Here is a 26,283-nt window from a genome sequence, read left to right as displayed (position 1 = left end):
TTGGTCGCTAAATTTTAATCAACATGCAGGGCTTTAAAGTGGCTTAAGGTATGATAGGCCTGTGTTTTCATAGATTCGATCGCATGAACAGCTGGCTTATTATCGGCGGACTCGCCCTCTATATTTTAGTCTTATTTCTCTGCGCTTTTTTTGGTGAGCGGCATGCCAGCCGTTTAGGACCTCGCGGACGAATGCTGCTGTTTAGCCTGACACTGGGCGTATATTGTTCATCTTGGACCTTTTACGGCGCCACAGGTGCCGCTGTGCGAGATGGTATTATTTTCCTGCCCATTTATCTGGGTCCCCTGATTTTTATCTGGTTTGGCTACGATATTTGGCGACGCTTAGGCCGTGTTCGCCAGCACCATGCTGTCTCATCGATTGCCGACTTTATTGCCGCACGTTACGGTAAAAGCGGGACCTTGGCTTCACTGGTGACCATTTTGGCGGTGATTGCGATTATTCCGTACTTGGCGTTGCAATTGCGTGCCGTGGCATTGAGTACTGCGGTGATTTTAGATCAGGCCACCGATCATTTGACTACGGCCACCAATAGCGTATTACTCCTGACCGGCATATTGGCTTTGCTGGCCATGATGTTTGGTACACGGCAAATTGCCAATACCGAACAACATGGCGGTCTCATGCTGGCAGTCGCCTTTGAGTCATTTGTCAAGCTGTTTGCCCTGCTGTGCGTGGCGGTTTTTTTTCTGATTGAATCGCCCGCCAATATGCGACAAGTCAGTGAAGATGTCGCCAAAACCTTTCACAATGTACAGATGTTTGGTGTACCAGAAACCTTCTGGATTCAAACGCTACTTGCCGGACTGGCCATTATTTGTTTACCGCGGCAGTTTCATGTGGCGGTGGTCGAGTTACGTGACGAAAAACATATTCGCGGTGCGCGCCGCTGGTTTGCGGTGTATTTAATTTTAACCACCGTGGCAATTATTCCGATTGCCAGTTGGGCACTGCATGCATCACCTAATTTTTTAACTATTCCAGATGTGGCAGTACTGTCACTGCCATTAAGTTTTAATCAGGATTGGCTCAGCTTACTGGCATTTTTGGGAGGTTTTTCGGCATCAACCGGTATGCTTCTGGTATCGTCAGTGGCTTTGTCGATCATGCTCAGTAACGATCTGATCATGCCAGCACTCTGGCGCCTAAATTTATTATCCAGACACGATAAACGCTTACCACAATTTTTAAAGCTCACCCGACGTATTTGTATTTTGGCTGTGATGCTACTCGGGTTTTTATTTTTCCACTTTTTTAATGATATCGATCAGCTTTCAGTCTTTGGTTTACTGGCCTTTAGTGCAGTAGCACAATTTGCGCCCTCACTTATTGGAGGTTTGTACTGGCGCGGTGGAAGCCGTCAAGGCGTATATGCCGGACTCATTGTCGGTTTTTTCATGTGGACCTATACCCTGCTGTTCCCGACAATTTTAAGAAGCCTTCCAGACGCCTATCAAGCCTTCGCGCATCAGGTGCTGGTATTTGGTCCTTTTCACTTAAACCTCTTGCGCCCTGAGGCTTTGCTTGGCTTCGAATCTTTTGCGCCATTGACTCACGGGGTGATCTGGTCATTGGGCCTCAACACCATTTTGTATGTCTGGATTTCCAAGATTTATCGCCCCAGTGTGGCAGAGCAGATTCAGGCGGAAAGTTTCTTTTACTACGAAACCAAGCCTTTACCATCGCATCACACCTCAACAGATATGAGCTATCTGCATCACGATGCGGCTCGGCTTAAAGTGGGTGATTTGATCACGCTGGCCAAACGCATTACCGGTGAAGGGCCAACACAACAGGCCTTCAAACAGTTTTGTGAGCAAAATGATGTGTTGCTTAATCCCAACAGCGTCGCCAACGGCATGTGGTGGCGCTTCACCGAGCAGTATTTGGCGGGCACGATTGGGGCGGCATCTGCACGGACATTACTCACCACCGCCATGGTCAATAATGGACTGGCCTTGGGTCAGGTGGCCAATATTTTGGACCAAGCCTCGCAGTGGCAGCGCTTTAACCAGAATTTGCTCATGACCATGATCGATCATATGACCCAAGGCGTGAGCGTGGTCGATGAAAACATGTGTCTGGTGGCATGGAACAATCAATATTTAAAGCTGTTTGATTACCCGAAAGATCTGGTGTACGTCGGCTGTCCAATTGCCGATCTGATTCGTTATAACGCCGAACGCGGTGAATGCGGACCAGGCTCAATTGAAGAACATGTACGTAAGCGAATTCACTGGATGAAAGTGGGCAGCGCACATGAATTTGAACGGATTCGTAAAGATGGCCGTGTCATTCAAATGCGCGGTAATCCTATCGAAGGCGGTGGCTTTGTTACCACCTTTGCCGACATCACGGCGTTTCGTGAAAATGAGGCGATTTTGGAAGCACGGGTCAGTGATCGTACCCAGCAGCTTGAAACCGCTTTGGCCGAGCAACAGCTTGCACGTGAACAGGCCGACAAGGCCAATATGTCGAAAAGCCGCTTTATTGCTGCAGCCAGTCACGATCTGCTTCAGCCCATGCATGCGGCGCGTTTGTTTAGTACTGCATTGGAGCAAAGTGTGTCTCGTGAGGACGATCGTAAAACGCTCCAACAGCTTGATCGAGCGCTACATGGTGCCGAAAGCATGTTGTCTGCATTGCTCGATATTGCACGTCTTGAAGGCGGCTCATTACAGCCCAAACGACAGTCTTACCCACTGCATGATTTATTGAGCGATCTCGAACTGCAATTTAAGTCGATTGCAGCGCAGCGTAATATTCGCCTGAATGTCCACGATGCCAAATTCTGGATCGATACCGATCCACAGTGGATTCGTCGGATTATTCAAAACTTTGTCAGTAATGCCTTACGTTACACCGCCAAGGGCCGTGTGGTGGTGGGCGTGTTACGCCATAGCACCCGACCACAGCATATCCGTATAGGGGTATGGGATACAGGCCCAGGGATTGCAGAAGAACAGCGCATCAAACTGTTTCAAGAGTTTGAACGCTGCGGCCATACTTCGCCTTGGGGTGAACAAGGTCTAGGATTGGGTCTGGCAATTGTACAGCGTATGACCAGTTTGCTCGATCATCCGGTCGAGGTGTACTCCCAAATTGGTCAAGGCTCATGCTTTATCATTGAGGTACCTACCGTAGATGCGCCTAAAGTGATGGCACCGCAAGCACAGGCGATTCCCCTAAAAACCAAAGCTTACCGGATTTTATGTTTAGACAATGACGAAACCATTTTGGAGGGGATGAGTACGCTGTTGTCGAAATGGGGGTATGAAGTCTTTAAAGCCACAGAACCCGAACAGGCCTACACCTTGATTCAACAGCATAATATTCAGGTCTGGTTGATCGACCAGCATCTGAACAACCAGCAACTCGGCCTCGACTTTATTTTGCAGCATCGACAAGATCAGGTTCCGGTTGCACTGATTACCGCAGACTCCGATCCCGAGCTGCCACAGCGACTCAAAGAGCTCAATGTGATGTTACTCAAAAAGCCACTTAAACCGGCCGGATTACGGGCATGGTTATCTGGCTTGAAAATTTCATCTCCAACTCGCTAAAACGCTTGGCTCTACCTACCCGCTTCAGGCCATTTTTTGCAAGAAATGACCTGAAGCCATGCCACATAGACGAATGGTTGGCAAAAGTGTTCAGATAGCGCGCTTTTTTTTGGCGATTGATTGATCAAATCCAGCAAAGTACGAGTGACTATGGCAAAGTCTGACCTTTTTGTAAATGAACACTGCCATAGTTAGTTACAATTCAATAATGATTTGAAAAATATAACTTTTATCATAAAAATAGCCACTATAAAACTTTAGTCTAATATCTATTGCATTCCAAAAAACTCATAACAGTGAAAAGCAGCCCACATCAACCCGATCGGTTGATCTCTTGCAGATATAAGAAAGGACATTCGTCATGATTACCTCAGATGATGCAGCTTCATTCGATCTACACAGTTCACAGCAATTTTATCGTGAATACAGTGCCAATGCCCTGTTACCCGATATCGATTGGGACGTTTTGTTTCCACACAGTAAACTCAAAGCAGAACACAAACAGGCCCTCGATACCATATACCGCAGTGTTGTGCCACTGGCCTTGCAAGTGTTTGATGAGTTACAGCTCGACGTGTTTGAACCGGCCATGTATCGCCCACAAGGACTCGGATTATTTGAAAAACTTGCCCAAAAAGAAGAAGATCTGCTGCAACAGCTTGAATCGGAAGGCAACATGCTAGATGAAAAAATCCGCCATCAAATGTGGAGCATGTTACTTCGTGGCGGTGCGGTGTTGGTGTTTAAAGCATGGCTTGGACGAGTCAAACACGGTCATGAGGCACTGGATATGTCGCAGTTTGATGAACTATCGGATCTACTTTTTATCAAGACAGCACCTAAAAAGCTGGCCCAGCGCTTGAATGTCGACATGCGTGCCGAAGATGATCATATCTTTTTAATGTATGGCGACGATATCTTTCTGGATCGATTCAACAGCCTCGAAACGGCGGCCTTGTTTGTCGATTTAGGGGTGTATGACGCCACCTTTTTGAGCTTGCGCGATGATCGCGTGGCCGAGTATCTCAAACAAAAAGGTTATGTGACTCAAGATCAAATCGATGAACTGCACTGTGCGCTTAATCCGCTGTACTGTGACAACATTACCACCAAGCAAGACTGTCTGGCTTAAATTTTTGGCCATAAAAAAACAGGGGATTTTCCCCTGTTTTTTACATATACACTTAAATAGTTAAAGTCTTTTGTCTTCAATATTTAAGGCGTTAATCGCCAATACCGCTTGGGTACGATTTTGTACGCCCAGTTTACGGAAAATAGCGGTCACATGCGCCTTAATGGTCGCTTCTGAAACATCTAATTCATAGGCAATTTGCTTATTGAGCAAGCCTTCAGCCACCATCATTAAAACGCGAAACTGCTGCGGCGTCAGCGACTGAATACGTTCGGCCAGCTCAGTTTCATCTGCAGCGCGCGGATCGAAACTTAAATTATTAGGTAAGTTGGGTGGCAACCAGATTTCACCTTCGAGCACATGGCGGATGGCTTCGCCAATATGACTTGGATGCGCAGATTTTGGAATATAGCCCATGGCACCATGAGCAATCGCACGCTGGATAATCGAGGTCTCTTCATGTGCAGACACCACAATAATCGGTAGGGACGGATATTGCGCACGCACATGCACCAGCGCAGAAAAGCCCGATGCACCCGGTAAGTTTAAATCCAGCAATACCAGATCTGGCTCTGCTCCACTTTCTAAGCGCTCGTAAAATTCATTGACTGCTGCAGTTTCATAAATTTGAGCTTGAGGCAGACTGTATCGCACCGCCTGAATTAGGGCATGGCGAAACAGAGGATGATCATCGACGATTAAAATATTCATAAGCGAAACGAGAGATCTCTGGCGCAGTATCTTGATTTTACTCATACTGCTGGCTTTAAGGATAGAACCATATTACCCAATTTTTATATAAAATGTCGGTTAAGCCGTTAGATTTCAGTATTTTTTTCGTTTTTTCAAAATCGCTTAAAGCTTAGTGATTATTGTTATAATTTTATTAAAAATACTGAAGACCTTATCTTAAAGAAGAAAATAAAATAAATTCATAGGGTTAAAATAGCCTTTATACACCGATGAACGCGTGTGCCAATATAGAAGAAAAAACGATAAGGTTTCACAATTTGATTATTTTACCTGAGGCTGGAAATACCGATTAATAGGATCAATCGTTTTATTTGCTATTTAGGTTGATCATGCCACAACATTCAAATACTCAAAAACCACTCAATATTGTTGCCGTTTCTGGCGGTTTAAATCATCCATCTAAAACTGAAGCACTGGTTCAAGAAATTCTAAATGAGCTGGCCGATGCAACCCCGATTCAGGTGCATTTTATTAAGTTTAGCGAAATCGGTCATTTGCTTGGCGGTGCGATTTACCGTAACCAGCTTCCCCAGCGCGTGCAAGACGATCTGGCCAAGGTTGAAGCAGCCGATGCCTTGATTGTAGGTACGCCGGTATACCGTGCATCTTTTACTGGTCTATTTAAGCATTTTTTTGATTTCGTTGAACAAACCGCGCTGGTTGATGTCCCTGTTTTGCTGGCAGCCTCAGGTGGTAGTGACCGCCATGCCCTCGTACTTGAACATCAGCTACGCCCATTGTTTAGCTTTTTCCAAGCCCAAACACTGCCAATTGGCGTCTACGCCACCGATCGTGACTTTGCGAAAGACTATAGCATTCAAAGCGATTTACTTCGTGACCGTATCACGTTGGCTGTGGCACGTGCATTGCCTATTTTGGAATGGGCACCTGCCAAAGGCCAGCGCGCCGAGGTGGTCAAAGACAAAACGGCACAGGCCAACCAAAATCTGGGCATCAACAAACAAATCGAGCAGGACGAAGTTTTGCCATCGGCTGCGGTTCCCAATCTGGACGCTGCCGAATCTCGCTTGCATCCTAAAAATTTAAAAAGCAACGTGGCCTAAGCCGTACCGTTTATGAGAAGGAGTTTTGCCATGAGTCAATCAACTGCACCCATCAAATTTGCGTACTGGGTCCCCAATGTCAGTGGTGGACTCGTGGTCAGCAATATCGAACAACGAACTGACTGGAGCTACGAATACAACATTAAACTGGCTCAGGCCGCAGAAGCAAATGGCTTTGAATATGCCCTGACCCAGATTCGCTTTACTGCGGGCTACGGCGCAGAGTATCAGCATGAATCGGTGAGCTTTAGTCATGCCTTATTGGCCAAAACCGAAAAGCTTAAAGTAATTGCGGCCATATTACCCGGCCCATGGAAACCCGTACTGGCAGCCAAACAACTGGCGACCATTGACTATCTCACGCAGGGGCGTATTGCCATCAATGTGGTGAGTGGCTGGTTTAAAGGTGAGTTTGATGCCATTGGCGAACCATGGCCAGAGCACGATCAGCGCTATGCACGCTCTGAGGAATTTATCCGCAGCCTAAAGGGCATTTGGACACAAGACAATTTTAGTTTTGACGGCAAGTACTATCAGTTTCAAAACTATACCTTAAAGCCAAAACCGCTACAGCAACCGCATATCGAAGTCTTTCAAGGAGGCAGCTCACGGGCAGCACGTGATATGGCTTCCCGGGTATCGGACTGGTATTTTACCAACGGCAATAGCGTCGAGGAAATTCAAAAACAAGTACACGATATTCGCAGCAAAGCCAAGGCCAACCAGCATCAGGTTAAAATTGGCGTAAATGCCTTTATTATTGCCCGAGATACAGAACAAGAAGCGCAAGCCGTATTACAGTCAATTATTGATCAGGCCAATACCGAAGCGGTACATGCCTTTGGCGATGCCACACGTCAGGCGGGAGCTGCCAGCCCCGAAGGTGAAGGAAACTGGGCCAAGTCGACCTTCGAAGATTTAGTGCAGTATAACGATGGCTTTAAAACCAATCTGATTGGAACACCGCAGCAAATCGCAGAACGCATTGTTGCCTTGAAACATGTGGGGGTTGATCTGATTTTGTCTGGGTTTTTACATTTTATCGAAGAAGTCGAGTATTTCGGACAGCATGTGTTGCCACTGGTACGCGAACTGGAACAGCAGCAGGAAATCACCGCCAAATCTGCTTAAGGAGAAATTATAATAATAACGTGGTGGTACATACATCTTTACCCTGAGACTCGGCTCGGGGTATTTTTTTATTTTAAAAATGCTGTAACGCAATCATTCTTCAAATCACAATAACTCATGAGATAACGAAGCCCAACAATTTTACCTCAATCTGACATGGTATCGAGGGATATTCCCATTTAAGCTAAAAACATCGCATCATCAAAACGAGAATAAACCATGAAACAAGCGTTGCTGATCATTGATGTACAAAATGACTATTTTGAAGGTGGTGCAATGACACTGGCGGGCCCAGACCAAGTGCTCAGCCAGATTAATCGTCTTGAAACGTATTTTGTCGAGCAGAATTTACCGGTTATCTATATTCAGCATATCAACCCACCAGAAGCCACTTTTTTTCGTCCCAATACATCTGGAGTCGAGTTACATACCGGGCTCAAGCGCCAAGCTCATGCGATTGTCATTCCAAAAAACAAACCGAATAGTTTTTTAAATACTTCACTAGAAGACACCTTAAAAACCTTAGAGATTGAACAGTTGGTCATTACCGGCATGATGACGCACATGTGTATCGACTCCAGTACCCGTGCCGCAGCAGAGCGTGGCTATCAGCCGATTTTAATTGCCGATGCAACAGCAACACGCGATTTAACCTTTGAAAATCACACCACACCCGCCGATGCCGTACAACATGCGTTTTTGAGTGCACTCACCACCTTTGCCGATGTTCAAAGCACCGCGGCTTTTTTACAGGCGCACGCTGCAACCTGAGATTCAACACCAAAGGTCATGGTTAGGAATAAAAACTAGGATGCGGAACTTTGCCAGTTAATATCCACTCCCCGACCTCTTGATATTTATAATCGATCGGATCGTGCAAGGTTTGGGTCCGTACATTTCGCCAGAAGCGATCCAGATTCAGCGCTGCTGTAGTCGCTCTGGCACCCATCACCTGAAACATATCTTGTGTGAGCATCAGCCCCGTGCGAGTCGCTGCAATTTTCGCTGTGGCCACCGCCACCGATACCTCACCCCGTTGCTGAGCACTCAAGTCTGGCCCTTCGTTCCACGCGTTTTGTAAGAGCGTACGGGCTTTGTTGGTCAGTAAGCGGACACTTTCAAGTTGCACGTAAAATTCGGCAAAATGCTTTTGAATATAGGGGTCATCTACACTTTGCGTTGCGCTTGACGTGGCCCATGCTTTTTGATGTTGCACCGCCTGATGCGCGACTTTAAAAGCGCCCTCTGCGACGCCCAAAAACAAATGCACAAAAATCAGCTGCGCAATTAAAGGCCTTAGGCTCGAATACGGTGTACTCAGTGGCCCGGGATTGAGCAGTAATTCATGCTTTAAAATCTTGACCTGTTCAAAATGAGTTGTGCCGCTGTCGGTCTGGCGCTGTCCCATGTTATTCCAGTCGCCTAAAAAACGAATACCGTCACGTTGCGTGGGCACTACCGCAATCAGCAGTTTATCCTCTTGGGTATAACCCGAACAAAGCAGCATGTCTGAATCGATTGAACCCGAACAAAAGCTTTTTTCACCCTGAAAAATAAAAGTATCGTCGTTGAGCGCTTGCACCTGCGTACGCCGATCTAGCGGATTCAGTGCATTGCCCCAAAAGAGCTGTTGCTGAGCGGTCTGGCGAAACCAGCTCTCATACTGCTCGGGCTGGGCAAAAAGCTGAACCGTGGCAATCAGTAAGTGGTGGAAACCATAGACATGCGCCAAAGAACTATCGACCTGTGCAATCAGTTGAATGGTCTTAAAAATTGTTTCCCAGTCGGCTCCCTGCCCACCATATGCTTTGGGAATTGAAAGCGAGAGTAGTCCGCTTGCCCGAATCAAATCACGCTCAATTTTGGCCGTGCCCCCTTGCTTGTCCCGTACGGCTGCGGTTTTCTCAAACGCTGCCGCCAAGCTTTGAGCTTGTGCCAAGGGATCAAATGTCTGTGCAAAATAAGGTTGATTCATGCGCAAATCCGAAGGACCAAAACAAGGTCTAAGCCTAGCAAATCTCTGCCCACTGCTTTATGCAAATTTAGGCATAGCTTTGCTCAAAACAATAAAATAAAAACACCTCCTGCTCACTTAAGCAGGAGATGCTGTCAGTACTTAAGTGGCTGCTTTCGACGCTGGGTATACCGTATGAATCAGATGTTCAACCACGGCGGGATCTGCCAAGGTGGAGGTATCGCCCAAGCTGTCTAGCTCATTTGCCGCAATTTTTCTTAAAATGCGCCGCATGATTTTTCCAGAGCGGGTTTTGGGCAAAGCAGGTGCCCAGTGCAGCGCGTCTGGGGTAGCAATCGGTCCCAGTATTTTTCGCACCCACTGTACCAGCTCTTGACGTAATTCTTCAGACTCTTCCACACCTGCCTGTAGCGTCACAAAGGTACAAATGCCTTGCCCTTTAATGTCATGCGGCATACCCACCACCGCAGCCTCAGCCACATGCGGATGCGCAACCAGTGCACTTTCGATCTCGGCTGTACCCAAGCGGTGCCCCGAAATATTCAACACATCATCGACTCGTCCGGTAATCCAGTAATAACCGTCTTCATCACGACGTGCACCATCGCCGGTAAAGTAACGCCCGGGAAAGGTCGAGAAATAAGCTTCAATGAACCGTTTCGGATCGCCCCAGATGGTTCGCATCTGTCCTGGCCAAGCATCTTTAATCACAAGATTGCCTTCGGCAGCACCTTCAATTTCATGTCCGTCACCATCTACCAGTGCAGGTTGCACACCAAAAAATGGACGTGTAGCCGAGCCCGGTTTTAGGTCGGTTGCACCCGGAAGTGGTGCAATCAAAATTCCGCCAGTTTCGGTTTGCCACCAAGTATCAACCACCGGACAGCGTCCCTCTCCCACGACGTTGTAATACCATGACCACGCTTCCGGATTAATCGGCTCACCCACCGTGCCCAGCAGTCGTAAACTGCTCCGATCACTTTCACGTACATAGGCATCGCCTTCACGCATCATGGAGCGTATTGCCGTTGGGGCAGTATATAAAATGGTGACCTTGTGCTTATCGATAATATGTCCAATTCTGGCCCACGTCGGATATTGTGGTACACCTTCAAACATCAGCGTACTGGTACCGTTCGACAGCGGCCCGTAAATCAGGTAACTGTGCCCCGTGATCCAGCCCACATCGGCAGTACACCAATACACATCATCTTGCTTGATATCAAAAACTTCTCTGAATGTGGTGGTGGCGTACACCAAGTAGCCACCTGTGGTATGCAGTACACCTTTGGGTTTACCCGTCGAGCCGGAGGTATACAAAATAAATAACGGATCTTCTGCATTCATGGGTTCGGGTGGACACACATCATTCACTTCGGTAATCACCACGTGATACCAAAGATCACGCCCCTCTTGAAAGCGAACCGGATTACCTGTGCGATGAACCACGATCACATGCTCAACCGACTCGGTTCCCTTAACTTTTAGGGCTTCATCGACACTTTCTTTTAATGGCAGTAACTTACCGCCACGCATACCAGCATCGGCAGTGATCACCAGTTTAGCCTGACAATCTTCTATCCTGCTGGCGAGCGAATCGGGTGAAAAACCACCAAATACCACACAATGCACCGCACCAATCCGTGCACAGGCCAACATGGCGATCGCCGCTTCAGACACCATTGGCATATACAACACCACACGGTCGCCCTTTTCGATGCCATATTTTTTTAGCACGTTGGCGAAACGGCACACCTCTTCATACAGCTCTTTGAAGGAAATAATTTTATGCCGTGATGGATGATCGCCTTCCCAAATGATGGCAGGCTTGTGCGGATGTGTTTTAAGATGTCGATCCAGACAGTTGGCACATACATTTAATTGCCCGTCGGCAAACCATTCAATTTTAAAATCATCGGCCGCGTAATTGGTATTTTTAACTTGTGTAAATGGCTTGATCCAATCGACATTGCGGGCTTCTTCTGCCCAGAATCCATCAGGGTCATCGATTGATTGCTGATAGCGCGCCAAATAATCGGCTTCAATGGTTCGGGCTGTTTTTTTAAACTCTTCTGGTACTGGATAGATTTCATTCATAGTATCACTTCCTTGATTTTTAGGCCCCATCACGAGGCTTTTTTAACCGACACTGTGTTTGATCTTTTTTTGTTGTTGCTGAAGCAGTATCCACACACGTGGTTGGGCCTGACAATACGCATTTGGTCGTATATTTTTCAACCTATCAGATTCGAAACAATTTAAACACCCAAAGATTCAACATTTTTTGTATGTTGGTTGTAGTATTTCTTGAAGACATTCATACGATTGCCTGTATCCGCATCTATCTTGACGTTTCAGGCAGCGCTTCAACAGGAGGATGATATGCATTCTACCTCAACCGATCATTCCGACTGGTCATCACACCCTGCACGCCGTAACGATCACCCCTTCTCGACTCGAGGGCGCTTTAATCGTTTAAGCTACTTGGGCTGGTATGGTTTCTTTAATTTGTTACCCATTGCATTGCTGTTATTGCTTCACTTCGGCTTAGGTGTAATTCGTCTTGATTTCGGAACACTGTACGATCATGGGTTTGCATTATGGCTCGATGGCTCGGGGTGGTTGCTGCTCGCTGGCACGTTGTTATTTATCTATCTTCATCTGCTCCTTATCATTCGACGCTTACACGACACCAATCATTCTGGCTGGTGGAGCCTGCTGTTTTTACTGCCCGTGATTCAATGGATTCTACTGCTGTATTTACTGATCGCGCCGGGTTCATCTGGGGTAAATGATTATGGTCCACCCCGACCTTCTCGTTTTTTAGAAAAGCTGATGGGATGGTTGGTCGTGTTGATGTTTGTGATGAGCATTTTGGTTTTTGGACAAGCCATGCACTTTATGATGAGTACTGGCAATATCGATTTACAGCATTTAATGCTTCAGTCACACACTGGTTATTTCTAAACAAAATATGTGAAAGGTTGAGCGAATATACAGTTCATACTACACTTTCGCATTACTTTTCTCTTAACTTTTATCACATCAGGAATTCGAGTGTCTGAAGAAAATAAACTAGATCAGGTCGCATCAGATACAGCGATGCTATTGCAACAAGCGGGGCAAAAAACCACTCAATCCGTTCTACAGCATACCGAGAAATACCATGAAACTTATACTGCAATTGATAAAATTGTAGATAGTTTTTGGGAGCGTATTCCTTATTTATGTATCGCGCTTGTCGTATTTTTAGTTTTCTGGTTGTTGACCAAAGTCTTTAAACTATTCGTTGATAAAACCCTGACCAATCGTAGTTATACCCGTCAAAATTTGGTCTTGGTTCTGAATCGTGTTGGATCTGTCCTCATCTTGTTTATCGGTTTTCTGATTGCACTGGTGATTGCGATTCCAGGATTCACACCAGGCCAGCTCATGAGCGCACTCGGTATCGGTTCGGTGGCAATTGGTTTTGCATTTAAAGATATTTTCCAAAATCTGTTATCTGGCGTACTGATTTTACTGGGTGAACCGTTTCGTATTGGCGATGACATTGTTGTCAACGGAATGGAAGGTACAGTTGAAGATATCCAGATTCGCGCAACCTTTATTCGTTCCTACGATGGGCGCCGCATTGTGATTCCAAATGCCACGGTATACACCAGTGCCATTACCGTGAATACCGCCTATCAGCGCCGTCGCTGTGAGTTTGTGGTCGGAATCGGTTATGACGACGATGAACAACAAGCCAAAAGTATTATTTTGAATATTTTGGACAATAATCGTAATGTCCTCAGCCAGCCTGCATTTAGTGTGAATGTGACAGCACTGGCCGATTTTTCGGTTAACCTCACGGTGCGTTGGTGGATTGATACCACTGAAACCAATATTTCGGCTTCAGTGAGTGAGATTCAGACTGAGGTGAAACGTGCTTTTAATCAGGAAGGTATTAATATTCCTTATCCGGTACAAGAAGTAAAAGTACATAAAGAGTCGACCGCAGCATTGCCACATACTGCCTCAGCGCCTACCGACTCAGCTAAACAGTCGACCTAACACGTAAGATACTGCGGTTTCGGTTCGCAAAATACGGCTGCCTAACTGATACGTCTGGCAGCCGTTTTTTTGCATCAGTTCGACTTCATATGGAATAAAGCCACCCTCGGGGCCAATAATGAGTGAACAGCCGTGTGAAATATTGATAGGCATGGTTTGTGCGCTATACGGATGCGCCACGTAGGCTGGACGTTCTGGTTGAATCATGCCCGGTAAAATATCTTCTACAAACGGTTTGAAGCGTTTGTAGAGCTGAATGTCTGGAGCAATTGTATCGCCGGCCTGTTCTAGCCCCAGTTGTACATAATCATCAAGCTGCTGTAAAAATGGCGTTTGCCAGTAACTCTTATCCACCCGATAGCTGTGAATCAGGCAAATTCGCTCAACACCAAGTGTCACACTGTCCATGATTAAACGGCGCAGCACTTTGGGGCGTGGCAGTGCCACAATAAGCGTAACTGGAAGTTTTTTAGGACACGCTTCTTGCTGTAGCGGCATTACCTCAATAGATTGCGCTGTAATTGTCATCACTCGGGTGAGATAGCGTGCCTGCCCCAGTATCCCGACTTTGAGCGTATCTCCCACTTGCAGGTTCAGTTGCTCGCGCAAATGCATGACCTGACGCGGTGCATGAATTTGCCATGGCCCAGAGAGATTTTCTTGTGGTGGAATCAAGACCAGATTCATGTGATATATCCATCGAGCAGCGTAATATGGCGATCCAGTGCTCCCTGATTACGGGCTAAAATGGTTTGCGCATGTTGAGCACGTGCCGCGGCTTGCGCAGATGCGTTGGCATAGCTGAGTAAATACTCGACTGCCTGAAGCGCATCTGGAGCAACATCAATCGCTGCTGCCTCGACAAACTCATCTACAATGGTTTGAAAATTGAAATAACGTGGCCCAATCACCACCGGACAATCCAGTGCCATAGGTTCTAAAATATTATGACCACCGCCGGGCGTATTGAGTGATCCCCCAACAAAAGCAACCTGTGCCAGTGCATACCACAACCACAACTCTCCCATACTATCGGCCAGATAAACCTGCGTCTCGGGCATGATAGATTCGGCAAGACTGCGCCGTGAGGTATTTAAGCCTAGATCCTGACTCACACGAAAAACCTCATCAAAACGTTCGGGATGGCGTGGCACTACAATACAAAGTAGCGCAGGATCATGATTTAGATGCGTTTTAAGGGCAGTCAAAAGCTGCTGTTCTTCGGGTGCATGAGTACTGGCAAGCACCATTATTTTACGTGTGCCGAGTTGCCACTGCTGCACTAGAGATGCCGCTTGCAACCCTACCGCTTCGGGTGCATGAATATCAAATTTGATATTTCCCACCACTTGGGATTTATCTGCGGCTAGGCCCAACGCAATATAACGCTGCTGAGTATTCTGGTCTTGCGCCAATAATGCGCTCAGATTGTTCAACATCCCTCGGGTAAGACCCGCCACACGGGCATAACCCCGTGCGGATTTTTCCGACAGGCGCGCATTGATTAAGACTCGGGCGACTCCATGTTGTGCGGCCTGATCAATCAAATTGGGCCACAGCTCAGTTTCGACCAAGATTAGTATTTTAGGCTGATAACGCGCAAAAAATTCACGCAGTAAATGCACCTGATCGACTGGTAGATAAACTGCTTGAAAACGATCCTGATAGGGCGGTTTTAAAAAAAGCGTCTTGGCACGTGCTTGACCCGTTTTGGTGGTATTGGTGACCAACACCGGATGACCCGCTTGAAGATAATGTTCGATGAGTGGCTGTGCTGCATTGGTCTCACCGACTGAGACTGCATGAAACCAGATGGCATGACGATGTTGAGGAGGCTGAAATGGACCAAAACGTTCACAACATTCTTGCTGGTATGCTGCGTCACTCTGGGCACGTTTACGGATTCGCCAACGGTACAAAGGTTTGAGTAAAACCAAGGCCGCGTTGTACCACAATGGAGTCGCCAATACATCTGTCTCAATACATATTCGATGGGCAGAATATAGCAGAGCGCCATACATTTGTTAATGTATGGCGCTCTGATTAACTCACGCAAATTTAGGCGTCAAGCGTCAATTCACGTAGCGTAGGATAGTCGGTATAACCTTCTGCACCTTTGGCATACAAAGTTTCTGGATTGACATCATTCAGCGGTGCATGGTTGATCAGTCGCGTGTACAAATCAGGATTCGCGATATACGCTTTACCAAAAGATACGGCATCGGCATCGGCATTGGCCAATATACGACGCGCAGAATCTGGCGTTAGGCTTTCATTGGCAATCCATACACCACTAAATTGTTTACGCAATTCAGGCCCGATGCTGTCTGCGGCTTCATATTCACGCGAAAATACAAAAGCAATTTCTCGCTCACTGAGCTGACGCATAACATAACCGAAGGTTTCAAGTGGGTTGGCATCGCCCATATCGTGCGAATCACCGCGAGGGGCAATATGTACACCAACACGTCCAGCACCCCAAACTGCAATGAATTCATCGACAATCTGCAACAGTAAACGTGCACGATTTTCGAGTGAACCACCGTATTGATCATCACGCTGATTGGTTTGCGATTGCAAGAACTGATCGACTAAATAACCATTGGCAGCATGTAATTCTACGCCATCAAAACCAGCCAGTTTGGCCATTTCAGCCGCATGTCGGTACTGTTGAACAATCTCATCAATTTCTTCGAGCGATAATGCGCGCGGTGTCACATAAGGACGTTTCGGACGCAATAGGCTGACATGTCCTTCTGGCTGAATCGCGCTCGGTGCAACCGGGAGATCCCCATCAAGCAGCTGAGGATCTGAGATCCGGCCCACATGCCAAAGCTGCGCCACAATTTTGGCGCCTTGTGCATGAACCGCCTGAATAATGGGTTGCCAAGCATGTGCTTGTTCTTCTGTCCAAAGTCCCGGTGTATCTTCATAACCGACGGCTTTAGGAGAAATCACCGTGGCTTCCGTCAAGATCAGACCTGCATTGGCACGCTGCTGATAATACTCTTTCATCAGCGCATTTGGCACTCGGCTTTCCCCACTGCGCGAGCGAGTCAGCGGCGCCATCACCAAACGGTTTTTTAATTCAAAATCACCAACTTTTAACGGAGAACTTAGTTCAGCCATCACAACCTCAGCTTACGCTCGATTAAAGCGTTTCTTTTAAATGATCGAGATATTGCTGAATCAACGCTTCGTTGCGCGAAAAATAAGACCACTGGCCATATTTCTCTACCGTAATGAGACCTGCCTGTTGTAAAACAGACAAATGATTAGACATGGTCGATTGTGACACATTGCCTAATCGCTCAATTTGCCCGGCACAAACACCCCGCTCAAAATTGCCGCATTCTTCTGCGGCCCAGTATTTTGTTGGATGCTTGAGCCATTCCAAAATCTGACGACGAGTCGGATTGGCGAGGGCTTTAAAAATTACATCGGTATCCATAAGCAAAGCTCAAAGATTAGGGCGCAAAGCGTTGTTCAACACCATACTTTAAATTGTATCGCATAATTACGATATTAATATCTATTTTTATAAATATTAATATCGATTTTCATAGATATATTGTAAGCACAGGTAAACACGCTTTGCGGATGTTTACAATTACAAGCCTTGTTTCAAACTGGCTTCGATAAATTTATCCAGATCGCCGTCGAGTACAGCACCTGTATTTGAATTTTCGACACCAGTACGCAAGTCTTTAATACGTGAGTCATCCAGTACATAGGAGCGAATCTGGCTACCCCAGCCGATATCAGACTTCGAGTCTTCAAGGGCTTGCGCAGCTTCATTACGCTTTTGCATTTCAAGTTCGTACAATTTTGCACGTAACTGTTTCCATGCATGGTCACGGTTCGCATGCTGAGAACGCTGGTTCTGACAAGCCACCACAATCCCTGTCGGCGCGTGAGTCAAACGCACGGCAGAATCGGTTTTGTTAATGTGCTGTCCACCGGCACCCGATGCACGGTATGTATCGGTACGTACATCGGCCGGATTGATTTCAATTTCAATATTGTCATCAATTTCAGGTGAAACGAATACAGCACTAAACGAGGTATGACGACGGTTGCCACTGTCAAATGGCGACTTACGCACCAGACGATGTACACCAGACTCGGTACGTAACCAGCCATATGCGTACTCGCCTTCGACTCGGATAGTGGCCGACTTAATGCCCGCTACATCACCATCTGATTCTTCCATCAATTCAGCTTTAAAGCCATGACGCTCGATCCAGCGCATGTACATACGCAGTAACATGGAAGCCCAGTCTTGTGCCTCGGTACCACCCGAACCTGCCTGAATCTCGACATAACATGGGTTCGGGTCCATCGGATTGCTAAACATCCGGCGAAATTCGAGCTTGGCCAAGGCTTCTTCTGCCGCCACAAGCTCTGCATCAACATCTTCGAGCAGGCTTTCGTCATCGGCTTCAACGGCAAGATCCAGCATTGCTTTAGCATCGTCGAGCTGATTGGCAAGCCCATCTAAAACGTTTAGAACGTTTTCAAGCTCACCTTTTTCTTTGGCCATGGCTTGAGCACGGCTTTGGTCGTTCCAGATCGCCGGATCTTCAAGCTCGCGTAAAACTTCTTCTAGACGTTCTTTTTTTAGATCGTAGTCAAAGATACCCCCGTAGTGTTTGACTACGTTCGGTTAAATCTTTTAATTGGTTCAAATACGGATTAATTTCCACGCCACAATTCCCACATTACATTCATTTATTTCGTTGTCTAGTTTAACACAGCCCGCTTCGAGAGAGAAAAACTGCGTTTTAGTCCTATAAAAAAACCCCAATTTGTTTGAAATCTAACCCCTATAAGGCGTTATGAATTTGTTTTTACAACATTAATCTAATCTTCATTGTGGAGGTCTAAACTGGTGCGTTTTAAATACAATTGGTCACAATATTGATGATTAATTGTGCATATTCGTGATAACTTCACAAAACCCTCTAGCTTTTAATAAAACAAAACATTTTATATTTATTATAGAATATCAAAAACTTAAAAATATTTAATTACACGAATTCCACATTATTACCGTTCGGTTACGTTGGCCTAATTGACGCACTAAAATTTTTCACTAGACTGAAAGTTGTAACAAAACATTAATTATTATTTTTTGGAGGGGAGATTTTCCATGAAAAAGTTAACACTGGCATCGGCACTCTTATCTTCACTCGCGTTGGTTGGCACTGCGCATGCATACCAAGCTGAGGTAGGCGGATCACTTGATTACCTAGACCCGGACAACAGCAGCAGCGTAACTAAATTTGGTGTAGATGGCACCTACTATTTTAATCCTGTTCAAACGCGTAATTCTCCACTGGCTGAAGCTGCGTTTTTAGACCGCGCAAGTAATGTAAGCGCACAAGTTAAATATGGCGACAACAGCGGCACCAAAGATACCCAATACGGTGTAGGCGCTGAATACTACGTCCCGAATACCGATTTTTATGTAAGCGGTAATGTGGCACGTCAAGAACTTGAATACGACAATATTAATGCTGAACGTAAGAAAACAACATATGGCGCTGAAGTGGGTTATTTGCCAGCACCTGGTTTGTTAGTGGCGTTGGGTGTTAAAGGTTATGATGTCAAAGGCGGAAACGATGGTGCAGACCCAACGATTCGTGCCAAATATGTCACTCAAGTTGGTCAACATGACGTAAACCTTGAAGCCTACGGCGGCTTTGGTGATCTTGACGAATTTAGCGTACGCGGCGACTACTATCTCGATAAAACACTTAGTGTAGGTGTAGATTATTATAATGATGACACACTAGACAAAGATGAATGGGGCATCAATGCCAAGAAATTCTTAAGTCAGCAAGTGAGTGTAGAAGGTCGTGTTGGTTTTGGCGACAACTACAATACCTATGGCGTTCGTGCAGCGTATCGCTTCTAAGCAATCGGTTTAGACTTATAAAAAAACTGCTCCTCGGAGCAGTTTTTTTATGTCTGATCTAAATGTAGGATACGAAGCTGCAAATTCACACTGCCGTTAAATTCGTTTCGATCTAACTCATAGACCAAATTGACATACGGTATACTCGGATCAAATTCGAATTGATGTGCCGCATTAAATGCAATCGCATCTACGGTTCCGTACTGATCCAGCGAGAGCTTTAGCTTTAAATGAAGTTCTTTGAGCCAGCGATAATCGAGCACCTGAAAGCGGCCTTCAAACTGTGGGTAAGGAAATTTTTGTCCCCATGGGCCTAAACGCTCAATCCAGTTTAAAGTATCGAGCTGGTGTGCAGACATCGGTAAAACGCCATCTGTCCAGAGTACCGCGTCCAGTAAAGATTCATCCATTTGAGCAACATACTGGGTAAAAATACGTTTAAACTCATCGAAATAATGTTTTTTCAGCGTTAAACCCGCCGCCGCCGCATGTCCACCAAAATGACTGACCAAATGCGGATATTGCTCAGCCACCTGCTCAATGGTATCGCGAATGTGAATACCATCAATGGAACGTGCAGAGCCCTTGATGTGCTCGCCATCGGTATCGGGTGCAAACACAATGGTTGGTCGATGAAACTGCTCTTTTAAACGCCCTGCAACAATACCAATCACGCCTTGATGCCAACTCTCTTCGAACAACACCAGCGCTGGTGGAATTTGTGTTTCATTGAGTTGAAGTGTTTCCAGATAGCCCAGTGCCTGCTGTTTCATTTCAGTTTCGACTTGACGGCGCTCTAGATTTAGCCGATTAAGTTGCTCTGCAATTGGATAAGCCGTTTTGAAATCTGGCGCCATCAGGCATTCAATTCCAATATTCATACTGTCCATCCGACCAGCAGCATTGATACGAGGCCCAAGCACAAAACCTAAATCCTGTGCTTTAAGCGTTGCAGCGTCACGCTTGGCAATCTCGAGCAAGGCTAAAATACCCGGCCGACACTGCTGTTGCTGAATACGCTTGAGTCCTGCATCGACCAAAATCCGGTTGTTGTAATCTAGCGTCGCGACATCGGCATACGTGCCCAGCGCCACCAAATCCAGATATTGACTGATTTTGCAGCTCGATTTTTGTTGCTGCTGACGTAAAGTACACAAATGCGCAAGTAAATAAAACGCCACGCCCACACCGGCCAAGGCTTTACTTGGAAAGGCACACTCAAGCTGATTGGGATTGACCACCGCTTCGGCATCGGGTGGCTGTTTGGTGGTGAGGTGATGATCGGTAATAATCACCTGCATGCCTAATGCCTGCGCGCGCGCTACTCCAGCATGACTGGATATTCCGTTGTCTACAGTAATCAGTAAATCTGGTGCGAAAGTGGTTTCGGCCAGTTCTGCAATTGCAGGCGTCAGCCCATAACCGTATTTAAAACGATCCGGTACGATATAATCGACATGGGCGCCCAACGCTTTGAGCACCAAACACATCAATGCCGTGCTGGTCGCACCGTCTGCATCGTAATCGCCCACAATCACAATATGCTCATGCCGATCAATCGCTGCATCGATCAACGCTGTTGCAGTGGCCAAATCTTTGAGTTCTGGCTTGAGCAAATGCCGTAACTTTAAATCCAGTTCCTGTTCGGACTGCACACCGCGTCGCGCCAAAATCTGTGCAAGAAATTCAGGCACCGCCTGAAAAGATTCTGGCGGCGTGAGTAAAGGGCGCTGCTTGATCTGAACGAAGTTCATTAAGGCATTAATCGTTGCATGATCCATTGATCATCATGCTTGTCATAGCTGATTCGATCGTGCATCCGATTACGTCGACCCTGCCAGAACTCATAGTGATCTGGCTGTACCCGATAACCGCCCCAGAAGGCTGGCTTTTCAATCTCGGCCTGATCTTGCACCTGCTCATGAAATGCCTTAAAGCGCTGTTCAAGCAATTCACGGCTTGCAATCACCCCGCTTTGCGGCGTACTTAAATGTGCTGCAATCTGGCTATCGCGTGGGCGTTTATGATAATACGCCGTCGACTCAGCCTCTGGAATCTTGACCACACTGCCACTGACACGGATCTGGCGCTCAAGACTCGGCCAGTAAAACAGTAATTCAGCAAAGGCTGATTCGGCCAAATCAAGCCCTTTTTGGCTATCGTAGTTGGTATAAAAGTCATACCCCTGTTCAGTCGCACCACGGAGTAAAACCGTTCGAACGTGCGGCCGACCAGCACGGTTACACGTCGCCAGTGACATAGCATAGGGTTCAAGAAAATTCTCTTGCAAGGCATGGTTAAACCACTGTAAAAACTGGCCATGTGGATTTGGATCCACTTGACCCTCATCTAACTGCCCTTTTTCGTAGCTTAAACGCAGCTCACTCAGATCTTTAATGGTATCTGTCATCTGAATCTCTCTTATGCAGCAGCATGTTCACGGACGCAGTCTGCTAAACGATGCGCTAGGGTCGTCACTTCTTCTTCGTTATCGCCTTCCACCATCACACGAATCACAGGTTCGGTTCCTGATTTTCGAATCAGTAAACGTCCACGTCCTTTAAGTTGTGCTTCGGCCTGATTAAACTCCTGTGCCAGTTCAGGAATAGCATACGGATCGATCATTTGATCCAGACGTACATTGACCAATACCTGTGGGAACAGCTCAAAACCAGCCACAAGCTCATGCAAGGCTTTGCCTTTTTCAACCATAACAGTCAACACTTGCAAGGCAGCAATAATGGCATCACCCGTGGTGCTCTTGTCGAGTGTCAAGATATGACCAGATGGCTCACCACCAATCACCCATTCATTTTCTTCAAGCGCCTGAAGCACATAGCGGTCACCAACTTTGGCACGCACAAATGGCACTTCGGCTTTGGCCAGTGCTAACTCGAGCGCCATATTGCTCATCACTGTCCCGACGATACCTGCCGGTTTCTTTCTGGCCTGGGTCGCCAGAATATACAGAATATGATCGCCATCGACCAATTGTCCGAATTTATCCACTAAAATCACGCGATCAGCATCGCCATCAAAGGCAATACCTAAATCTGCTTTATAATGCACCACGGCCTTTTGTAAGTTTTCTGGATGGGTCGAACCACAATGTTCATTGATGTTCATACCCGTCGGATCGTTATACAGCGCAATCACTTTTGCACCGAGTTCACGAAACACCGATGGCCCGACATTGTAGGCAGCACCATTGGCACAATCCACCACAATGGTCAAACTGCGTAAGTCGAAATGATAGGGAAAGGTAGATTTACAAAACTCGATATAGCGACCATTAGCATCCTTCACACGGACACTTTTACCTAAATTGGCGGTATCTTCAATCAAAAGCTCATGCTCAAGCTCCTGATTGATCGCATCTTGTAAATCATCAGGCAGTTTTTTGCCTTCACCTGAAAAGAATTTAATACCGTTATCGAAATAAGGATTGTGCGATGCGGAAATCACAATACCGGCATCGGCATGTAAGGCACGTGTGAGATGTGCAATAGCAGGCGTCGGTAACGGCCCGAGTAGGTGGACATAAACACCTGCGGCGTTTAAACCGGCCTGTAAAGCAGACTCTAAAATATAGCCAGATAAACGGGTATCTTTACCTAAAACAACAATGGGTTTATGAATTGGACTTGTTCGTTTTAATACTTTTCCAGCGGCAAACCCTAACTTTAGTGCAAATTCAGGTGTGATCGGCGTTACACCGAATTTTCCACGAATGCCATCGGTTCCAAAATAACTCATTTTTGACTCACTTTTCATTTTATGGTGACGCCACCATCCATGTGTTTACTTTACACCAAATCAAAAACGCCGTCAGTGGACTGACGGCGTTTTTCACTGAGGTCCGTAAGTGGTAATTAACCAATACGGTAGTTCGGTGCTTCCTTCGTAATCGTCACATCGTGAACGTGTGACTCTTGCATACCTGCTGCTGTGATTTTCACAAACTGGGTATTTTGGTGCATCGCTTCGATGTCGGCAGAGCCTGTATAACCCATAGATGAACGTAGGCCGCCCATCATCTGATGTACAATCGCGCTCATTGGCCCCTTGTAAGGCACACGACCTTCAATCCCTTCCGGCACCAACTTTTCCACACCCGCTTTCGCGTCTTGGAAATAACGGTCTGATGAACCACTCACACCCGACATCGCACCCAATGAACCCATACCACGATACGCTTTGTAATAGCGACCTTGGAACAATTCAACTTCACCTGGCGCCTCTTCGGTACCTGCCATCAAAGATCCGACCATAATGGTGCTTGCACCAGCCGCAATCGCTTTCGCCATATCACCAGAGAAGCGAATACCGCCGTCTGCGATCAATGGAATTTCACCTTTGAGGGCACGTGCCACGTTGTCAATCGCAGAAATTTGAGGTACACCAATACCTGCAACAATACGCGTGGTACAGATCGAACCTGGACCAATACCAACTTTGACCGCATCTGCACCCGCATCAAGCAATGCCAAGGCTGCATCTGCAGTTGCGATGTTGCCGCCAATCACTTGTACTTGCGGATAGTTCTGCTTCACCCAACGTACACGCTCAATCACACCGGCTGAGTGACCGTGTGCGGTATCGACCACAATCACATCTGCACCAGCATCGACCAGTGCTTCAACACGTGCAGGGGTTTCAGCACCTGTGCCGACTGCTGCGCCAACACGTAAACGACCTAAATCATCTTTACAGCTGTTTGGATAAAGCTCGGCTTTACGAAAATCGGTTACGGTGATCAGACCTTTTAAGGCATGATGATCATCAACAACCAAGACTTTTTCGATACGATGCTTTTGAAGCAACGCTTGAATACTTTCTTTTGACGCACCTTCTTTCACCGTCACTAAACGATCTTGAGGGGTCATAATATTGCTAACAGGTTGCTCAAGATTGGTTTCAAAACGTGTATCTCGACCGGTCACAATACCCACAACCTTGCCGTCCTGTACCACAGGCACACCACTAATGTTATTGGCTTGCGTAATGGCAATCAATTCACGTACGGTGGTTTGAGGGGTTACAGTAATCGGATCTTTGACCATACCGGCTTCGAATTTTTTGACACGACGAACTTCAGCTGCTTGAGCTGCAATGTCCATGTTTTTGTGCAAAATACCGATACCACCGTTTTGCGCCATTGCAATGGCCATACGTGATTCAGTCACGGTATCCATTGCAGCCGAAACGAGTGGAATATTTAGTTGAATGCCGCGAGTCAAACGTGTCTTTAAGGAGACATCTTTTGGGAGAACTGTAGAATAGGCAGGGAGTAATAAGACATCATCGAAGGTTAACGCTTCTTGAACGATGGTCAGCATAACAATCTCACTGGTAATTTCCGTGAGCTATTATAAACAAATTTGCGCTTAAATTTCATTTTTTCTTGCGCTAATTTTTAAATTCTAACACTTGTTACATCAATCAGCGCCCAGAAGGCGCTGAAATAATTAAATTAATTCCGCTTTTTTCATTTCACTTTTAAAGTATGCATAGTAAATCGGTGCAGCCACCAAGCCAATCAGCCCAAAAACGGCCTGAAATACCAGCATCGCAATTAATAGCTCCCACGCCTTGGCATTAATTCGCTGACCAATAATATCGGCATTTAAGAAGTATTCCAGTTTATGAATCAGAACCAGATACAACAGGGCAATGGCCGCCGTAGTAAAAGACACGCTCATGGCGGATAAAACAATCAAGGTATTGGACATTAAGTTACCAATCACGGGCAACAGGCCAAATACAAAGGTTAAAATCACCAAGGTTTTTCCAAAAGGCAAATGCATTCCCATCAGCGGTAAGGCAATGAAAATAAACAGTCCCGATAAAATCGTATTGATCAGAGAAATTTTGACCTGCGCAAAGACGATATTCTTGAAGGCACGGTATAACGTATCTAAGCGCTGCAGAAAAACGCGCCGAAACATTGGCATGTCTTTTTCGTCTTGATTCGGATGTAGTGAAATCAAGGCACCTAAGATCATGCCGACAATCATGGTGACAAAACCATGCAATACATCGGTTCCGGCATGTTGCAACGTGATCAGATGCTCTTTGGATAAGCGCAGCAAAGTATCTTTCATCTCATCGATACTTTCAGGTACAAATCCAGGAAAATACCCGCCCACTTCACTTTGAAATTTTTTGAGCAAGGCATCCAGATTGGCATTGACCTCAGCCAGCCCACCGCCGCGTAAATCATGCACCACATAGGCACTTAAACTCACCATGAGCAGTACCAACAGACTGATAATCACCACACTAAATAATGCCACCACCGTTACACGGCCATACTTTCGATTGGAAAAGCGCTCGACATAGGGACTTAAACTGGTGACCAACGCGTAAACCAGTAAACCCGACAAAAGCCCAGGCAACAGATGTAGCGGTAAAATCATGAGTAAACTGATGGTCATGATCAGATAACTGGCAATTACACACTGACGCTCATTTAGTAATGGCATACATGAATCCTTTTTCCTGCGTTCACTACAGATTTCTGATGCTTGAAGAATTTTTTTATATGAGGCTTGAGTAAGTTTCGCTGCTCACTCATGATTTATTTTAGCGCAAAATAAACATGATCCGATTTTTTCTGATACGACTTTTTGAAAAAAACGCGCATGAGATTGCGCGTTTTTAGGTCGACT

Annotated in this window: 21 protein-coding genes; 8 read left to right on the top strand and 13 right to left on the bottom strand. The window is 46.3% G+C overall.

All coding sequences use genetic code 11. The annotated features are described in order from the left end of the window. The first annotated feature begins 83 nt into the window (after positions 1-83). A complete protein-coding gene (locus ADA42_RS11520) occupies positions 84-3,584 on the top strand; it encodes a PAS domain-containing hybrid sensor histidine kinase/response regulator (RefSeq protein WP_004933997.1) in 3,501 nt (1,166 codons plus the stop codon). 361 nt (positions 3,585-3,945) lie between these two features. Beyond that, positions 3,946-4,716, top strand: coding sequence for a hypothetical protein (locus ADA42_RS11515; RefSeq protein WP_004944834.1), 771 nt, complete (start codon positions 3,946-3,948; stop codon positions 4,714-4,716). A 60-nt stretch (positions 4,717-4,776) separates the two neighbouring features. On the opposite strand, the gene ADA42_RS11510 is transcribed toward ADA42_RS11515, so the two are convergent. Next, on the bottom strand, positions 4,777-5,427 hold the full coding sequence (locus ADA42_RS11510) for a response regulator (protein ID WP_004933991.1): 651 nt from the start codon (positions 5,425-5,427) through the stop codon (positions 4,777-4,779). A gap of 371 nt (positions 5,428-5,798) precedes the next feature. Here ADA42_RS11510 and msuE point away from each other — a divergent pair, with 371 nt between their 5' ends. From msuE to ADA42_RS11495, 3 genes are all read left to right on the top strand, one after another. After that, entirely contained in the window at positions 5,799-6,533 is a 735-nt protein-coding gene (gene msuE / locus ADA42_RS11505; RefSeq protein WP_004944832.1) for an FMN reductase, read from the top strand. 30 nt (positions 6,534-6,563) lie between these two features. Beyond that, positions 6,564-7,664 carry a dimethylsulfone monooxygenase SfnG gene (sfnG, locus tag ADA42_RS11500; protein WP_004933984.1) on the top strand — a complete coding sequence of 367 codons (1,101 nt, stop codon included), beginning with the start codon at positions 6,564-6,566 and terminating at the stop codon, positions 7,662-7,664. Between the two features lie 219 nt (positions 7,665-7,883). Next, the gene (locus ADA42_RS11495; RefSeq protein WP_048765293.1) at positions 7,884-8,435 is read left to right on the top strand and encodes a cysteine hydrolase family protein; all 552 of its coding nucleotides are present in this window, start codon (positions 7,884-7,886) and stop codon (positions 8,433-8,435) included. A 22-nt stretch (positions 8,436-8,457) separates the two neighbouring features. Here ADA42_RS11495 and ADA42_RS11490 read toward each other — a convergent pair whose 3' ends face one another. Both ADA42_RS11490 and acs read right to left on the bottom strand, forming a co-directional pair. Next, positions 8,458-9,639, bottom strand: a complete 1,182-nt coding sequence (locus ADA42_RS11490; protein WP_048765291.1) for an acyl-CoA dehydrogenase family protein — start codon at positions 9,637-9,639, stop codon at positions 8,458-8,460. 141 nt (positions 9,640-9,780) lie between these two features. Next, the gene (gene acs / locus ADA42_RS11485; protein ID WP_004933976.1) at positions 9,781-11,736 is read right to left on the bottom strand and encodes an acetate--CoA ligase; all 1,956 of its coding nucleotides are present in this window, start codon (positions 11,734-11,736) and stop codon (positions 9,781-9,783) included. Between the two features lie 285 nt (positions 11,737-12,021). Between acs and ADA42_RS11480 the strand changes: the two genes are divergently transcribed. Then, positions 12,022-12,606: a DUF805 domain-containing protein gene (locus ADA42_RS11480; protein WP_048765289.1), complete on the top strand. Its 585-nt coding sequence runs from the start codon at positions 12,022-12,024 to the stop codon at positions 12,604-12,606. Between the two features lie 135 nt (positions 12,607-12,741). Next, the gene (locus tag ADA42_RS11475; RefSeq protein ID WP_227264946.1) at positions 12,742-13,692 is read left to right on the top strand and encodes a mechanosensitive ion channel family protein; all 951 of its coding nucleotides are present in this window, start codon (positions 12,742-12,744) and stop codon (positions 13,690-13,692) included. Here the strand turns inward: ADA42_RS11475 and ADA42_RS11470 are convergent. From ADA42_RS11470 to prfB, 5 genes are all read right to left on the bottom strand, one after another. After that, the gene (locus ADA42_RS11470; RefSeq protein WP_048765287.1) at positions 13,672-14,379 is read right to left on the bottom strand and encodes a 16S rRNA (uracil(1498)-N(3))-methyltransferase; all 708 of its coding nucleotides are present in this window, start codon (positions 14,377-14,379) and stop codon (positions 13,672-13,674) included. The two genes, ADA42_RS11475 and ADA42_RS11470, sit on opposite strands and share 21 nt — an antisense overlap. Next, on the bottom strand, positions 14,376-15,659 hold the full coding sequence (locus tag ADA42_RS11465) for a 3-deoxy-D-manno-octulosonic acid transferase (RefSeq protein ID WP_048765285.1): 1,284 nt from the start codon (positions 15,657-15,659) through the stop codon (positions 14,376-14,378). The genes ADA42_RS11470 and ADA42_RS11465 overlap by 4 nt, the downstream gene beginning before the upstream one ends. 91 nt (positions 15,660-15,750) lie before the next feature. Beyond that, complete coding sequence (locus ADA42_RS11460) at positions 15,751-16,821, bottom strand: alkene reductase (protein ID WP_048765284.1); 1,071 nt, start codon at positions 16,819-16,821, stop codon at positions 15,751-15,753. A gap of 22 nt (positions 16,822-16,843) precedes the next feature. Beyond that, a complete protein-coding gene (locus ADA42_RS11455) occupies positions 16,844-17,143 on the bottom strand; it encodes an ArsR/SmtB family transcription factor (protein ID WP_004933957.1) in 300 nt (99 codons plus the stop codon). A gap of 159 nt (positions 17,144-17,302) precedes the next feature. Next, positions 17,303-18,398 (bottom strand): peptide chain release factor 2 gene (gene prfB, locus ADA42_RS11450; protein ID WP_119690053.1). Its coding sequence is split into 2 segments (ribosomal slippage): positions 17,303-18,325 and positions 18,327-18,398, totalling 1,095 coding nucleotides; the frame shifts between segments, so codons are not numbered across the junction. Positions 18,399-18,844: 446 nt separating this feature from the next. Here prfB and ADA42_RS11445 point away from each other — a divergent pair. Beyond that, positions 18,845-19,612 carry a putative porin gene (locus ADA42_RS11445; RefSeq protein ID WP_004933950.1) on the top strand — a complete coding sequence of 256 codons (768 nt, stop codon included), beginning with the start codon at positions 18,845-18,847 and terminating at the stop codon, positions 19,610-19,612. A 47-nt stretch (positions 19,613-19,659) separates the two neighbouring features. On the opposite strand, the gene recJ is transcribed toward ADA42_RS11445, so the two are convergent. From recJ to ADA42_RS11420, 5 genes are all read right to left on the bottom strand, one after another. Then, positions 19,660-21,366 carry a single-stranded-DNA-specific exonuclease RecJ gene (gene recJ / locus ADA42_RS11440; RefSeq protein WP_048765282.1) on the bottom strand — a complete coding sequence of 569 codons (1,707 nt, stop codon included), beginning with the start codon at positions 21,364-21,366 and terminating at the stop codon, positions 19,660-19,662. Further along, positions 21,366-22,022 (bottom strand): pyridoxamine 5'-phosphate oxidase, encoded by a 657-nt coding sequence (gene pdxH, locus ADA42_RS11435; RefSeq protein ID WP_004933945.1) that lies wholly within the window; start codon positions 22,020-22,022, stop codon positions 21,366-21,368. The genes recJ and pdxH overlap by 1 nt, the downstream gene beginning before the upstream one ends. 11 nt (positions 22,023-22,033) lie before the next feature. Beyond that, complete coding sequence (gene glmM, locus ADA42_RS11430; RefSeq protein WP_004933937.1) at positions 22,034-23,368, bottom strand: phosphoglucosamine mutase; 1,335 nt, start codon at positions 23,366-23,368, stop codon at positions 22,034-22,036. A gap of 116 nt (positions 23,369-23,484) precedes the next feature. Then, positions 23,485-24,951: an IMP dehydrogenase gene (gene guaB / locus ADA42_RS11425; RefSeq protein WP_004933934.1), complete on the bottom strand. Its 1,467-nt coding sequence runs from the start codon at positions 24,949-24,951 to the stop codon at positions 23,485-23,487. A gap of 129 nt (positions 24,952-25,080) precedes the next feature. Beyond that, complete coding sequence (locus ADA42_RS11420) at positions 25,081-26,097, bottom strand: AI-2E family transporter (RefSeq protein WP_004944810.1); 1,017 nt, start codon at positions 26,095-26,097, stop codon at positions 25,081-25,083. Positions 26,098-26,283 lie beyond the last annotated feature (186 nt).

This window comes from Acinetobacter sp. 243_ASPC (assembly GCF_001054715.1).
Taxonomy (GTDB): domain Bacteria; phylum Pseudomonadota; class Gammaproteobacteria; order Pseudomonadales; family Moraxellaceae; genus Acinetobacter; species Acinetobacter soli.
Note: the sequence above shows the minus strand (reverse complement) of the source record. Positions and strands in the feature narration are given on the sequence as shown.